Genomic DNA, 14,671 nt, shown 5'->3' on the forward strand with positions numbered 1-14,671 from the left:
GGTTTTATAACTATAATGTACAGTTTCTATATAGGGGGTCTTTAAGGATGAGCATCATTTATTATGTAGCGGCAAACGGAGACGATAACGCGCAGGGAACAAGAGAGGAACCATTCCTTACGATAAAAAAAGCGCAGGAAGAGACGCGCCGGCTTATCCAAAATGGAATGGACCAAGACGTAGAAGTATTGATTAGGGGCGGGCTATACGAGCTAGATTCTCCGCTCCGGTTTGACCATAGAGATTCCGGGAGAGACGGATGCCTAATCCGCTACGCGTCTTTCCCGGGAGAAGAAGCGGTTCTTGCTGGCGGCAAACGTTTAACCGGATGGATCCCGTATAAAGGAAGCGTTTGGTCAACGAAGCTGGATGCGGGCTTCCGTTTCCACACGCTGTATGCCGACGGCAAACGCATTCAGCAGGCCAGGCTGCCCGCGGCCGGTTATTTTGAAACGGCTAGCCTTATTGCCCTTGATGATGAACTGGCTAACAAAAGCGGCATCCGCTATCGCTCGGAAGATCTCCCTGCCCACTATGACTTGGCGAGTGCTCAGGTGTTTGTCTGGCCGGGAGAAGGCGAATGGAATTGGTTCTCTGAGACGAAGCCCGTCGCTTCCGTTCAACCTGAAGAACAGCTGCTGCTGTTCGAAAGCCCGTCCACCTGGCCAATCGGAGCTGGTTCCCAGTACTATCTTCAAGGCTCCCTGGACTTCCTTCGGGCGCCAGGGCAATTCCATCTGGATTCGGCTGCGAACACGCTTTACTACTTTGCTCCGGAAGGCGTCACGGATCCAAACGAGCAGATTATTATCGCTCCGACGATCACGCGGCTGCTCGACATCAATGGCAGCAGCGCCAACGAGCCGGTACGCAATCTGCAATTTGCAGGACTTCGCCTGACCTGCACCGATTTCTTCGGGGAGTACCGCATGATGGATGACAACGTGGAGCAGGAGGCGCATCGCGAGGGCTTGGTCTATTGCAATCATGCCGAGCACATTCAAATCGCAGGCTGCAGGCTTGAGCTATCCGGAAGCTGCGGCATTTATCTGGATCGCTATGCCAAAAACATAACGATTGACAGGAACGCGATCCGCCATTTCGGGTACATCGGAATTAGCTTGAATGGTTTTGCGCCTGGCACCGGGCCATTCGACAGCGCCGATGCTTCATTTACCAACGGTAACCATGCCATTACGAATAATCGAATCGAGAATGGCGGCGAGCTCGTCGGTCACGGCTGCGGGATTCTGCTTTACCAGAGCGGACATAACCAAATAAAACACAATATCATTGCCCATATGCCTAGGTACGGCATCTCCATGAAGGGTCTCCGGCATAAAGCGATGCCAGCCGAGCTATATGGCATTCCGGTTACTTGGGAGAACCATTGGGATTTCCTGCACAGCAAAAGCAATATCATAGCTTACAACGATATTTCGGAGGTAATGACAGACAGTCAGGACGGCGGCTTGATTGAGGCCTGGGGAGTTGGGCGAGGCAACGTCATCCACAGCAATTACCTCCATGACAGCGGCATCCATTTCTCCTTTGGATTCGGGATTTATTTGGATGATGCAGCCGATGATTTCACTGTGACTAACAATGTCATAACCCGCTTATACAGCACAGGCGAGGGCAAGCTTTGGATGCTTATTTTCTCGAAGGGCATAGGAAATCGGATCTTTAACAACCTGATTGTTCAGAATCCGGCAGCTATCTCGGCAATCGGATCACAGGAAATGGCCGACGAAGAAAACAAGGATATCGAAATTGCGCGCAATATCATTTACAATTCAGGCTATCTATATTATTTTGTTAACTATAGCGATGTGAGATTCACAGCTGCAGACCGCAACCTTTATTGGAATAACGGCGCACCCTGCAAGGTAGCGGGCTGCCTGCCGCTTACCGCTAGCGGCGAAGACGTTCTTGGCAGAGAGGAGTACGACTGGGCGCAGTGGCGATCTCTAGCAAACGGCAAATACGACGAGGAAACGATTCATAAGGAGCCTTCGTTCATGCTTGCCGAGAAGGCTGATTACCGTCTGCAGCCGAAGTCTCCCGCTTATCTTATAGGTTGGAGCGATATCGAATTCGATAAGATCGGTCCGCAATAAACAGATCGTAGACACAGGGGGCTTGGATCGGATGAAGGTATTCGGATTCTATAAATCCAAAAAATATTTGCAACGGGTCATGATCTCCATCATGGGCTCCATGGTAGTCGTACTCGTTGCATCATCGGTATCCAATACGTATATTCTAGAGAAATCGGTCAAAAGTATTCAAGAGGAGTCCAACTTAAAGGTACTCTCGCAAATTCAGTACAATCTATCCTACATGAACGATATCATCACGAGGCTTTCGAACTTCGTTTATCGCGACCATTTTCTTATTCCGCTAATGTTTAATGATGATCTGCCCAAAATGGATCTGATCCGCGGCCATCGCCAAATGTCGAATATTATGGAGAGCTCTTCCTTCCTGCATTCGATGGTCATCTACAACAAATCACAATCGAAGCTGTATGGCACGAGCAGCAGCCTGCTGCTCGACGGCGGCGAAACCGACCAGCGGATCAGGAGCCTGCTTCTGGATGGCAAAAATCCGCAGCCAACGAACCGCCTCATTCCGATGAGCCTCGGACAACAGGCAGGGCGCATCGATACCTTTGCTTTTATCGTAACGGATTCCCTGAAACCGTTCTCAAGCACGCAATCCGCCATAATTTTGTTCATTAAATCCGACTGGGTATTCGAAAGCCTGAAAAAAATGAACGTAGCCAGCGACCGCGATCAAGGCGAAATTTACATTCAAACACAGGATGGAACTTTGCTATCGTCTGATCCTCACGCTACTTTTGTATCCGATCAGGCTCAAACGCAGGTTAAAGCGCTTGTAGAAACTCATAAAGCAGAAGAAACCCGCTCTTCCGGATTTTTTATAGGGCAGCTTTCCGGCGAGAAGGAAATGGTTACCTTCATGGATGACGGCCTTGGCGCCTGGACTATTCTATATATCCAGTCCTATGACAAGCTTATGGGAGCAGTAAACCATACGCGCAATCAATCCTTGCTGATCTCTGGCCTGTTCCTGCTGCTTGCGATCGGGTTGTCGGTAGGATTGTCCTATAAGCTGTACAATCCGATTGAAAATATGCTGAAACGAATCCGGCCCCATCTGCCTGACGGCAAGCAAGACGGCAATGGCGCCGGAGATGAGCTTCTGCTTATGAGCGACAATTATATGAAGCTGTCAGAGCAGCTGAGCGAAATCAGCTCCGAGCAAATCGTAAGCAAATATTATATCCGCAGGTTTTTGTCCGACAGCCAGCTGTTCTCCGACCATGACATGCAGCATCTGATCGAGAAGCATCATCTCAACATATCGGTCAAGGATCATTTGCTCGTTTGCGTACTCAAGATCGATCAGTACTCAGCCTTCGGCAGCGGCATGGCAGGAGCGTCCAACAAGCTGTACAACTTTGCCATTATCAACATCGCGCAAGAAATCATGGGCAGCCACTATCCATGCGAGGCCGTCGAGATCAGAGGTGACCATGTCGTTCTTATTTTGTCGCCAAACGAGGCTGATTCGGACAGTCGGTTCGAGCAAGTCATGCCGAAGCTCCAAGAGATTCAAGAGACGATCGAGCGCTTTTACAGCATTTCATTGTCCTGCGGCATTAGCGATGTCATTTCCAATTATTCGTTTCTGTCGACCGCTTATACGCAGGCACTCCGTTTCAGCCAATATATGATCGTAAAGGGGCATAAAGCTATTATTTCTTCGGAGGATATTAAAGGCAATCTGTCTAGCAAGCAGGTCTCGCTTCCAGACGCAACGGAGAAAAAGCTGGCCGAAGCGCTTAAGAAAGGACAGCTGACCAACGCCGGCAGTGAGCTGGAGAAGGCTTTTTCGCTAATCGCGGGCTTCCAATATGACGATATGATTCGCGCGGTATCCAATCTTGCCTGGGTCATCAAAAACGCAGCCAGCGAAATAAACGAGAACCGTGTCGTAAACTTTTCTGTCGATCTTGATTATATCCATCAAATTACGCAGGAGAAGGAAACGCTAGAGGAGATGTATCTCTCCCTCCTGTCGCTTTGCGCCAAAATTTGCGAAGGCCAGCGCCCTGCCAACATGGAACGGAACGAAATGATGCTTGAAACGGTGAAAGAGCTTATCGAGCAGAAGTTTTCCGATATCAACCTAAGCCAGCAATCCATCGCGATGAGCGTCAAGCTGTCCTCTGCCTATATCGGCAAGCTGTTCAAAGAGAACTATAAGCTGTCCATTACGGAGTATATTAATGAGGTTCGCCTCACCCATGCACAGATGCTGCTTGAGCAGAACAACTATACGATAACCGAAATTATGGACAAATGCGGATATGCCAACCAAAGCTACTTTTTCCGACTGTTCAAAGGCAAGGTCGGCAGCACGCCGAAGGAATACCGGATGAAGAAATCGATCTCATAAGCCGCTATTTATAGCCGAATAGACCCTTTGCACACTGCCTGCAGTGAGCAAAGGGTCTATTCATTTGGCGCCATATCTACGAATATTCACAAATTCGAATATTTTACACCTTTGGAATACAGTAATTCGCAAAACCTATTCTACCCACGGCCCCAGCTTCATGGCATGATTGGCATCATAACAGGAACGCATCAGATGGAGGAGATCACAAGTGGCCAAAACAGAACCGGGAGTTCCGGGTCTACAGGCAGCAAGCAAACAGAGCAAGCCCGGATGGCTTCGCTCGGAATGGAAGCATTTGAAAAAAAATCGGGAGCTGCTGCTGCTCGCCATGCCAGGCATATTATTCAAGTTTGTAATCGCCTACATTCCTATGATCGGGCTCATTCTGGCCTTCAAGTATTTCAGGTATGATCAAGGCATCTTCGGCAGCAAGTGGGTCGGCTTCGATAACTTTGAGTTTCTATTCAAAGCGCAGGATGCCGTCCGTATTATCCGCAACACCCTGCTCTACAATATGTCTTACATTATTCTTGGAACCGTAGCCGCCCTGCTGCTCGCTTTGCTCCTTAACGAGCTAAGCGGCAAGCTCATCAAGATTTATCAGACCACGATGTTTTTGCCTTACTTTATATCCTTTGTGCTCGTCGGCTATATCACGAACGCCTTTCTCGAGCATAAAGGCGGCTACCTCAATACGATTATTGGCTGGTTCGGCCTAGATCCTCACAAATGGTATTTGGAAACGGCGCCTTGGATCTTCATCCTGCCGCTCGTCTCTTTGTGGAAAGGCATAGGCTTCTCTACGCTCGTCTATTATGCCGGCATTACGGGCATCAGTACCGATTATTACGAGGCTGCCAGGCTTGACGGCGCTTCCCGCATTCAGATGATGTGGCGGATCACGCTGCCGCTCCTTAAACCGCTTGTCATTATATTGTTCATTCTAGGACTGGGCAACATATTCCGCGGCGACTTCGGCTTGCATTATTTCGTACCGAACAACGTTGGCCCGAATTTCCCGACAACCGATATTATTGACACCTATGTATACCGCGCCCTTACTAAGCTAGGCGACATTAATTCCGCGGCGGCGGTCGGCTTCCTGCAATCAGTAGTTGGTTTGGTCACGGTTGTATCCGCCAATTATCTGGTGCGCAAAACAGACAAGGATAATGCGCTCTTTTAAAAATGGAGGAATCATTTATGCCAACTACCAAAAAATTCAACCTGATGAACGGGGTCATCAATGTTTTTCTAATCGTGCTTTGCCTGATGATTGCCCTTCCATTCGTACTCGTGGTCATCATATCAATCACCTCTGAGAACAGCCTTGTCCAGAACGGCTATCAATTTTTGCCAAAGGAATGGAGCTTCGAGGCTTATCGCATCGTTTTCCAGAAGCCGGATCCCTTAATTAAAGGTTATCTCGTTACGATACTGATTACGGTTGTCGGCACCGTGCTCTCGCTGCTTCTGACAGCCATGACCGCATATCCCATTTCACGCATGGACTTTCGCTACAACAGGCCGATTACGTTTTATATTTTTTTCACCATGCTGTTCAATGGCGGTCTCATCCCGTTCTACATCATGATGACGCAATACCTGCATTTGAAGAACTCCCTGCTCGCACTCATACTGCCGACGCTGCTCAGTCCTTTCAATATTATGATTATGAAGGGTTTCCTCGATAAAATCGGCAAAGAAATCATTGAATCGGCAAAGGTTGACGGAGCCAAGGAATTCCGGATTTTCTTCCGTATCATTTTGCCGCTGGCTACTCCCGCATTAGCTACGCTAGGCTTATTCATCTCTTTCGGCTATTGGAATGAATGGTTCTATGCGCTGTTATTTATCGACAATGACAAATACATTCCTTTGCAGCTGCTGCTCGTGCGAATTTTGTCACAAATCGAATTTTTAGCTAATTCACCGCTTGCCCAGGTCGCTGATAAGCTGGCGTACGCGAATTTCCCAACGTTATCCGTCCGAATGGCTATGGCTATTCTTGCTGGCGGCCCTATGCTCATCATATTTCCTTTCTTTCAGAAGTATTTCGTGAAGGGTATTACAGTAGGTTCCTTGAAAGGTTAAGGAGCGACTATTGTGCCATATAAAAAAACATTTTATAAACGGAGGGTTCAAACGTGAAAAAAACAAAAACAGCGTTACTGATTAAATGCTTCGCGCTTATGCTTTGCTTCGCAATGATCGCGGCATGCTCCAACAATGGCAATACGCCGGCAAACACTAACGAGCCGAGCAACGCGGCCGAAAAATCTCCTGAAGCAACAGCTTCAGAAGAGCCAGCGCTGCCCGAAGCCAAGTTAACCTTTATCTACCCGGTTTCTGCCAATCCAGGTCCTGACCAAAAGCTTGTCAACGATGAGGTCAACAAATATTTGAAAGAAAAAATTAACGCAACGGTTGATCTTAAGCCCCTTACCTTCGACGAGTATGAGCCTAAGCTGAACGCAATGCTGGCTGCAGGCGAAGACTTCGACTTGGCATGGAGCTCCAAAGGCTGGCTCGGCAATTATCAGCCGTATATCGACAGAGGCGCTTACCTAGAAATTACGGACGAGATGATCAGCGAGTTCGCGCCGGAGGCCCGCGCTAACATTCCTGATAAATTTTGGCCGGATATGCTTGCGGTTGACGGGAAAGTATACGGCTTCCCCATCTATCAGGTTGCCGCCAAATCCAAAAGCTTGGCGATTCAAAAACGCTTTATCGAAAAATACAATTTGGATGTAAGCACGATTCAAACTTACAAGGATATCGAGCCATTCCTGAAAACGCTTAAAGAAAGCGAGCCTGACATCATTCCGCTCGGCCTTGCCCAAAACTCTTGGGGCTTGTTCACGGACCGCACCAAGGTTGGCGAAGGGCTTCCGCTTAGCTACGCTAAAGACGATGCATCGCTCAAGTACATTAGCAACCTGCAAATCCTTGACGAGAAAAAAGCTTATTATGATGATATGCGTAGCTGGTACCAAGCCGGCTATATTAACGAGGATGCTCCAATCATTCAAAACATCAATGACTTGAAAGGCAAAGGAAATGTAGCTGTTACACTAGAATTCACCTCGAAGCCAGGCGGGGAAATTGGGGAAATGGCCGTGAACGGCGGCAACGAGGTCGTCTACGTTCCAATCTCTGACAGCTACTTCACAGGCATCGCCGGCGCTATGCACGTCATCAACAAAGGCTCCAAAAACGCAGAACGCACGCTTATGCTGATTAACCTGCTAAATACGGACAGCTATCTTTACAACCTGATTTGCAACGGCATCGAAGGCAAGCACTACAACAAGGTTGACGATAAAAACATCGAGCCGATCAAGGATTCCGGTTATGCGCCAAACGGCGACTGGGTATTCGGCAATCAATTCAATGCATTCTTGAAGCCAGGCCAGGCTGCAGATACATGGGAGAGAACCATCGCACTTAATGAAAGCGCGATTGTCCCAGCAACAAGCGGCTTTGGCGTAAACGAAGAAACGATTAAAGCGGAGATCGCGAACATCACAGCCGTTAACAACGAGTATCAGGTTGCGCTTGAATCAGGTTCCGTTGATCCTGCCAAAGAGCTTCCGAAATATAAGGAAAAGCTGATTGCTTCCGGCCAAGAAAAAATCCAGACGGAAACAGAAGCGCAGTGGGAGAAATTCAAGCAAGAAAAAGGCCTTGTAAAATAATAAATACCGGCTTCGTATACGGAAGATACAAAAAAAGTGGTCGTGCTGGCTTAACGCCTGTACGACCACTTTTTCCATTTCATAAATACAGCTTCTGCAACCGGCCTGATAAATCTCTTGATATTCCTTGGGGAAGCTGCATTCCCATCATTCTTAGTGCCGCCTTCTCTATTAGGCCGTATAGATACTTGACACTTTTCCGTTTGTGAAGGTTACGTACTGAAAGTTGCTAAAGCCCCATGTTTCTATCGTAAGGCCGCTGCTGCTTATTTTACTCGTATTGGATGGATTGCCCCATGACAGCAGCACTTGCTCTTTCGTCATTCCGATCGCTACTTTCTCGGCTTTGATTTGTGACCAAGTCGTGCTCGACCATTTATGCTTTTTATATGGATCATATGTCGTGAAAAAATGCTCATCATGAAGTACAGAATCGATATAATCGTCTTCCATGGTATAGGACTTCATAACCGTTCCGTTTGCCTTCTTGAACACAATCACAAACGTATTGTGATCCATAGGCACGATGTCCGTAATGGTTACCTTGACGAATCTTTCCCAGTCCTGGAATCGGTTAGTCCAATACGTTTTGCCAATATAATTAGATAAGCTGCCAAGTGCTTCTTTTTTAACTACTTTTGCCGTCTCGGCCGATTGTACCGTCATGGTTGCAGTTCCGAAGGAAATATTCATTTCTTTGTAATGGGAGTCCCATTTCAAAGTGGCGCCTAATGCTTGAACAAGCAGCGCTGCCGGAAATAATGTACTGCCGTTATCAGTCCTGACAACACCGCTCATTGTGACTGTCTTTCCATTCACGTTCGCTTTTGCATCACCTGTTTTCAAGGTGATAGTCGTGCTGCCTACTTTGACAGCAAAGCTTTTGGAAGCGGCAGTATACACTGACGTGCCCCCCAGCGCTTTGAATACAGATTGAATGGGTAAATACGTAACGTTATTGATTGGTTTGGCGCCAGTCAAATATTGCCCTAAGCTGGCGGAAACGGTCAGCGTTTTGGCTGCACTGCCTGACGTTACCGTTACCTTCGTTTGGCCTACTCCGAGTACTTTGAACGTACCGTCACTCATTGCCTTCAGCAAATGCGGCTTCTGAATCGTTACGGTTGCCTGCGACAGCGGCACTGCTTTAGTAGAGCCATTCGAGTATTTTTCGGTGATTTTAGCATGGATGCTTTCCCCTACATAAGGATTAAGCTCCGAGACTGTAAACTCCAAGCTCGATACGCCTGGGATGCTCACAGCTTTCGCTTCCCCATTTTCGAATATCTTCCATTTCCCATCCGTTTGTTGAAAGTAAAACGCCTTGTCGTTTGATAACGCGGATACTTTCGCAACCTGTCCGATGCCCGTAATCTGCGTTTCCAACTTATAGCGATCGTTATACATGCCTGGCTTCCAAACCGTCCCGTCCTTTAAAGCGACAAGCAGCACTCCGGTGCCGGTATAGGAAATATGAGCCGCGGTGGTCGTTAAGGTTTCAGGAATGATATCCAATGCAGCGCTTTTCGTATCGAAATGGTACATATCGAACACCACTAGCTTGCCCGATTGGTCTAATACCGCCACCACTCCTTTTCCAGTCGTTTCAATAGCTACGATGGATGAGGAGTTTGGTATCGTGCCTAGCGGCTTAGCGGATCCCGTATATTTCACTTCGCCGCCCGTTGTAACGTATGCCATCTCGTTGTTAGATGCCGAAAAAATGGCTACGTTATTTAATCTATTATCCTGTTTGCCAGCAAACGACCATACCGTTCCATCCGCTTTTAAATAATAGCCGTTTGAAATTTGGCGAACGCCTGCCGGGGCAGAAATAATTGTAGGCTTCGAAACGTAATCCCATGTCACAAGCTCTCCTTTTCGAGTCAATCCGTATCCCGTACTGGAGTTATTGCTGACGGAAATGGCCGAAATCCCAAGATTGCTAGACTGATATCCTTCAAAGCTCCTCACCCACATCGAACCGTCATCAAGAAGGATCGTATCTTTCTGTACATCCGCGATACCAACCTCTTGAGCAGCTGCAATGGAACCCCCATGCAATGGCAGGATCGCAATAACAAGACACATTGCGACACAAAATGCTAATAATTTATTCACGAAGTAGTTCTCCCCTTTTAAAAAGATAGGAGAATTATACCATATGAAAGATTTATAAGTATAAATTTGTATAATTTTCTTTTCATAGAAACATTATGCATTGTCTGGATAACATTGCTTGGCATTCAATAGGTTAAACATAAAAAAAGCCTGGCTGCGGCATGCATAATCCAGACTCTTGCCTATGTACCGATTCCATGTAATAGATCCGGTTCTATCTACTGGCCACGTTTAACGAACAATTAATTGCCGCTGTCCGCCCTGGCTGCCTTCGCTCCCATAACGTCCGCTTCATGCTCCAATCCAGCGTCATCGTTAATGGCGGCATCCTTCAATTGAACGGTCGGTTTCACCCTGCCTTGCTTCTGCTGGGCAACATGCCATGCCTCATGCGGCAAATGCTTCTCTTGTCCCGGCCCGATATGTATATCCGACCCTTGGGCATACGCGAGTGCGTTTACGCCCGAAGGCTTTGCGGAATTGTAATGCACCTTCACATCATCCATGGCCAGGCCCGAAAGACTCTCAACACCGCTCTTCAGACCGTCAGGCATGCCGGTGCGATTTTCCTTTTTCTGAATCGTATGCGGAGCTTGATTGCCCGATTGCGCTTTCATCAATTGCGTAACGCCCCGGTTGCCAATCTTACTCTGTAATTGCAGAAGTGCGCTTGGCTGCATCCCCGACACCTGCTGCATAGGCGCGGCTGCAGATGACAGGGAGCCTGCTGTGCTGTTAGATAAAGATCTCTCGGCTCCCGTGCCTCCGGATTTATGTTTGTCCATCCTTTGTGACACCACGACCAGCACCCACTCTCTCGTAATTGATCTGCTAGTCTTATAGTATCACATCGGGTGAGCCGCATCATAGCGAAATAATAAGGTTTTGCCAATTGGCACCGTATATCGATCAACGCGCAGAATATGCAGACATAAGTCGAATGTAGTGCTCTGCAAGCTTCAAATCCTCAAGCGCTTCTTTGGCCGTGCAAATGCCCGTTGGAGCACCCTTAACGGCAGCCAAAAAGTTGATTGCTTGCTTTCTCATCGCCGATACATTAGGCATTATCGGCTGGGTTAATACAGGCTGGCCATGACCGTTATCGGTCATGACCGACACCTTTCCTGCCAACTGCCTTGCTAAAGGGGCAGGCAGCTCGACTTGGATATAACCTTTTTCGAAAGCAATGAATACGGTCTCATGCCATTCTATGCTTGTATGGTAAGCAGCCATTTCAAGGGATACGCATACGCCGCTTTCGCTTTCGCCAGCCAATAGAATTCCTGATCGATCCCCGAACGTTAATTGATAGGGTTCATCCAGCACATACCGAATCGCGTTAATCTGATGAATGTAATAATTGACAAATCTGTCGTAATCGAGGTTTTGCTGATCAGAGAATTGTGCCGAGTACGGCTCCCACTCCCCTTCAGGGTAAGGTTCATCGGTCATAAGCGGCTTGTCTGCGCCCATCCACCAGTCACCGGGCGGCATTGAAATACGGATATAGCGCAGCTTGCCGTAATCACCGGATTTTTTCCAGTCCTCAACGCATGCTTTGGCGTACTCCATTGCCGGATCCGATCGCTTATGGTAACCAACCATATGCCGCGTTTGCTGCTGCTCTCCAATGCGTACAAGCTCTTCGCCTGCTTCTACCGTCAAGCAAAGCGGCTTTTCGGTAAGAATCGGCTTGCCTGCTCGCAATAAATCCGGGATGATAATGCTATGCTTTCGGTATTGCTGCGGCGCTATAATCGCATCAAAGCTCTCCTTCTCCAGCAAGGCTTCGTAATCATGATAGACCTGTTTAACGTTATATCGGGCCGCCACTGCCGCAGCCAGCATGGGGCGAGGCTCAACGATCGCCGTAACTTCGCAAAGCTCGTCGAGCGCGGCATAATTCGCGAGATGTGCCTGCTGTCCCATGCCGCCCGTACCAACAAAAACCACCTTCAACTTATCCATTTCAGCCGGCCTCCCATCCAAGATTCTCAAACAGAAAAAGCCCCTCTTTTCCTGGCGCGACAATATCCAAATACCCATTGCCTGTCAGATCCTGCAGCCAGAAATAAATGCCAGCACCGGAGGCGCCTTCCTCCGCGTTCCCAAAGTCGATCACATGCTTTTCAAAGCGCCCCTGTTCAATTCTATAGTAATAAAGGCCAATTGGATCGAAAGCGCCCGGGTCCCCGTCGTTATGCGCCCGATAACGTTTTCCCGTTACAAGCTCAAGCTGTCCATCTCCATCGATGTCGGCTAGCTGCATATCGTGGAATTGTGATCCGTCCAAATCGATAGCATGCTTCTTCCATACGCGAGCTCCATCCGCCCCGAGCTGCTGCTCCAGCCAAAATAACCCGTAATCGTGAGCCGCCCCGTATATCAGATCGCAAAGCCCGTCTCCGTTTACGTCATAGCCCAGGATCGGAATGCTGGCAGCACCTAAATCGAATTCCTGATGGAATACCCATGGTCCGGCAAAAGGATCTTCCGGCTGCTCCAGCCATCCCTTTTGCAGGACGATATCCATTCTCCCATTTCCGTTAATATCGGCAAAGCCCATTCCATGACCGGCATGTTCGCTGCCGATCACTATTTTCGTGAATTGGCCTATGCCCTTGCCCGAGGCATCGCGAACAAGCTTAAAAAATGCTTGCGGCTCGTCGATCGCATTGGGAAAAATTTCTGGAACTCCGCATCCATCGATGTCATAGAAACGCAGCGTTTCCGTATGTCCCGTGGAACCCGCTTCTACGGTTTCCCATAACGTTTCCGTATTGCCCGGATTTCTTCTCCACCGAACGGAGAGACTCCAAAAGGATGCCGTAATAATATCCATTCTTCCATCACCGTCAACATCCATAGGGTAATCGCAAAAATCATCGTGATAACCGTCTATTTCTGCAATGTCGCAGATTCGATGCTTTTTCGCGTAGTCGGGACCTTCATACCAATACGCCCCGCTCACGATGTCCAATACGCCATCACCATTGACATCAAATACCGAGCAGGCCTCGAAACGCTCGTCGGACAGCTTTCTTTTACGGAAGTTTAGCATCCTAACTATCTCCTCTCTTCTTATATTGCATATTTCACATCCCTACTATATCCTATAATCTAAAAGGTTTTTATGCTCTTTCTTGCTATTTCAGCTATTCATTCTTGCTTTCCTAAAGGAGAACTCTCATGTATCGATCAATCATGGAGAAGCTGCCTAAGCTACAATTCATTTCCCACTTCACGTATTCCGCCCAGCCTGGCATGCATTACCCCTTGCATCACCATTCCGATCAGACCGAACTGTTGTTTATTGTTGACGGCCAAGCGAAATACGTAATTGACGGTAAAAGCTATGGAGCGGAAAAACATCATTTTGTTCTCTTCCAGCAAGGTATTTGGCATGAGGAATGGAGCTTGCCTAACGAAGACATCGAGTTTTTCTGCTTGAGCTTCTCCGATCTGCAGCTATCCGGACTTCCACATAACCATTTGCTTGATCCTGAAAAGCCGGCCGTATTTCAAATTCCATCCCACTCATCGGAAGCGCTTACATTAATTCGCGAGATGTATGAGGAAATGAGCAGCGGTGCTCCGGAGTCTAGTCTCATTGCCGAACAGCAGCTTGCGATTCTAATTGCCCGATTGTGCAGACATTTGTATTATGCTCCCCATGCCGCTGCCAAAGAGCAAAGCAACCGCAACAACGCCGTTAAACTTGCCCAGAGGTTCATTGCGGAGAATTATAACAAACCGCTTTCGCTGGCTGAGATCGCTAGATCGGTATGGACAAGCCCTTCGTATTTAAGCCATTTCTTCAAGGAGGCAACCGGCATGAGTCCGATACAATATACGATCCGCCTTCGCATGGACGCGGCCAAGCATTTGCTGCAAACAACGGACGATGCGGTTGAGCAGATTGCTGAACGCGTCGGATATTCGAGCGCGACGTCCTTTCACAACATGTTCAAACGCGAAGTATGCCAATCGCCCGGCGAGTACCGAAAAAGCGCCGCGCCACCTGCAATTTAAACATGCGGTGGCTGGGGATTACTTCCAAAGACCTATAATCAAAAGACCAATTCGAGCTTGCTTCGGCAAGCTTTTGTGCTGCCAACATTACTGACTGTTCAAGCGTGGCGCTCGTTTCAAGCATTTACATGAAAAATAAATACATAATTTTGAACTAATAAATCACAAATTTGATTAAATAATCCAAAGTACCCTCATATTTCTGCGGGAAATGTTATACACTGAACACAGACCTTCACGTTGACGCTCTCATTCTGAACGAACTCCCTATCTCTCCCCTGAACGCTATCCTGCCGAAACGATTGCCTTTAAAACCAAACCCGGGT

10 protein-coding genes are annotated in these 14,671 nt (G+C 48.0%); 6 read left to right on the forward strand and 4 right to left on the reverse strand.

Annotated elements, in window-relative coordinates:
• Positions 1 to 47: 47 nt before the first annotated feature.
• From AC0YN3_RS28080 to AC0YN3_RS28100, 5 genes are all read left to right on the forward strand, one after another.
• Positions 48 to 2,120 carry a right-handed parallel beta-helix repeat-containing protein gene (locus AC0YN3_RS28080; protein WP_475778210.1) on the forward strand — a complete coding sequence of 691 codons (2,073 nt, stop codon included), beginning with the start codon at positions 48 to 50 and terminating at the stop codon, positions 2,118 to 2,120.
• A gap of 31 nt (positions 2,121 to 2,151) precedes the next feature.
• The gene (locus tag AC0YN3_RS28085) at positions 2,152 to 4,488 is read left to right on the forward strand and encodes a helix-turn-helix domain-containing protein (RefSeq protein ID WP_475778211.1); all 2,337 of its coding nucleotides are present in this window, start codon (positions 2,152 to 2,154) and stop codon (positions 4,486 to 4,488) included.
• Positions 4,489 to 4,699: 211 nt separating this feature from the next.
• Positions 4,700 to 5,677 (forward strand): ABC transporter permease, encoded by a 978-nt coding sequence (locus tag AC0YN3_RS28090; RefSeq protein WP_475778212.1) that lies wholly within the window; start codon positions 4,700 to 4,702, stop codon positions 5,675 to 5,677.
• Between the two features lie 17 nt (positions 5,678 to 5,694).
• The gene (locus tag AC0YN3_RS28095) at positions 5,695 to 6,585 is read left to right on the forward strand and encodes a carbohydrate ABC transporter permease (protein ID WP_475778213.1); all 891 of its coding nucleotides are present in this window, start codon (positions 5,695 to 5,697) and stop codon (positions 6,583 to 6,585) included.
• A gap of 53 nt (positions 6,586 to 6,638) precedes the next feature.
• Positions 6,639 to 8,192, forward strand: a complete 1,554-nt coding sequence (locus AC0YN3_RS28100; protein WP_475778214.1) for an ABC transporter substrate-binding protein — start codon at positions 6,639 to 6,641, stop codon at positions 8,190 to 8,192.
• A 171-nt stretch (positions 8,193 to 8,363) separates the two neighbouring features.
• On the opposite strand, the gene AC0YN3_RS28105 is transcribed toward AC0YN3_RS28100, so the two are convergent.
• From AC0YN3_RS28105 to AC0YN3_RS28120, 4 genes are all read right to left on the reverse strand, one after another.
• Positions 8,364 to 10,313 (reverse strand): stalk domain-containing protein, encoded by a 1,950-nt coding sequence (locus tag AC0YN3_RS28105; RefSeq protein ID WP_475778215.1) that lies wholly within the window; start codon positions 10,311 to 10,313, stop codon positions 8,364 to 8,366.
• 242 nt (positions 10,314 to 10,555) lie between these two features.
• Positions 10,556 to 11,098, reverse strand: a complete 543-nt coding sequence (locus tag AC0YN3_RS28110; protein WP_475778216.1) for an eCIS core domain-containing protein — start codon at positions 11,096 to 11,098, stop codon at positions 10,556 to 10,558.
• A 124-nt stretch (positions 11,099 to 11,222) separates the two neighbouring features.
• The gene (locus AC0YN3_RS28115; RefSeq protein ID WP_475778217.1) at positions 11,223 to 12,281 is read right to left on the reverse strand and encodes a Gfo/Idh/MocA family protein; all 1,059 of its coding nucleotides are present in this window, start codon (positions 12,279 to 12,281) and stop codon (positions 11,223 to 11,225) included.
• A 1-nt stretch (position 12,282) separates the two neighbouring features.
• On the reverse strand, positions 12,283 to 13,374 hold the full coding sequence (locus AC0YN3_RS28120; protein ID WP_475778218.1) for an FG-GAP repeat domain-containing protein: 1,092 nt from the start codon (positions 13,372 to 13,374) through the stop codon (positions 12,283 to 12,285).
• Between the two features lie 128 nt (positions 13,375 to 13,502).
• On the opposite strand from AC0YN3_RS28120, the gene AC0YN3_RS28125 reads away from it, so the two are divergent.
• Positions 13,503 to 14,345: a helix-turn-helix domain-containing protein gene (locus tag AC0YN3_RS28125; protein WP_475778219.1), complete on the forward strand. Its 843-nt coding sequence runs from the start codon at positions 13,503 to 13,505 to the stop codon at positions 14,343 to 14,345.
• The last annotated feature ends 326 nt before the right edge of the window (positions 14,346 to 14,671 follow it).

This window comes from Paenibacillus sp. J22R232, assembly GCF_056269165.1.

Excerpts from the sequence above, each read along its gene's own strand:
- AC0YN3_RS28080 (WP_475778210.1), top strand. The coding sequence starts at position 48 with ATGAGCATCATTTATTATGTAGCGGCAAACGGAGACGATAACGCGCAG.
- AC0YN3_RS28085 (WP_475778211.1), top strand. The coding sequence starts at position 2,152 with ATGAAGGTATTCGGATTCTATAAATCCAAAAAATATTTGCAACGGGTC.
- AC0YN3_RS28095 (WP_475778213.1), top strand. The coding sequence starts at position 5,695 with ATGCCAACTACCAAAAAATTCAACCTGATGAACGGGGTCATCAATGTT.
- AC0YN3_RS28110 (WP_475778216.1), bottom strand. The coding sequence starts at position 11,098 with ATGGACAAACATAAATCCGGAGGCACGGGAGCCGAGAGATCTTTATCT.
- AC0YN3_RS28115 (WP_475778217.1), bottom strand. The coding sequence starts at position 12,281 with ATGGATAAGTTGAAGGTGGTTTTTGTTGGTACGGGCGGCATGGGACAG.
- AC0YN3_RS28120 (WP_475778218.1), bottom strand. The coding sequence starts at position 13,374 with ATGCTAAACTTCCGTAAAAGAAAGCTGTCCGACGAGCGTTTCGAGGCC.
- AC0YN3_RS28125 (WP_475778219.1), top strand. The coding sequence starts at position 13,503 with ATGTATCGATCAATCATGGAGAAGCTGCCTAAGCTACAATTCATTTCC.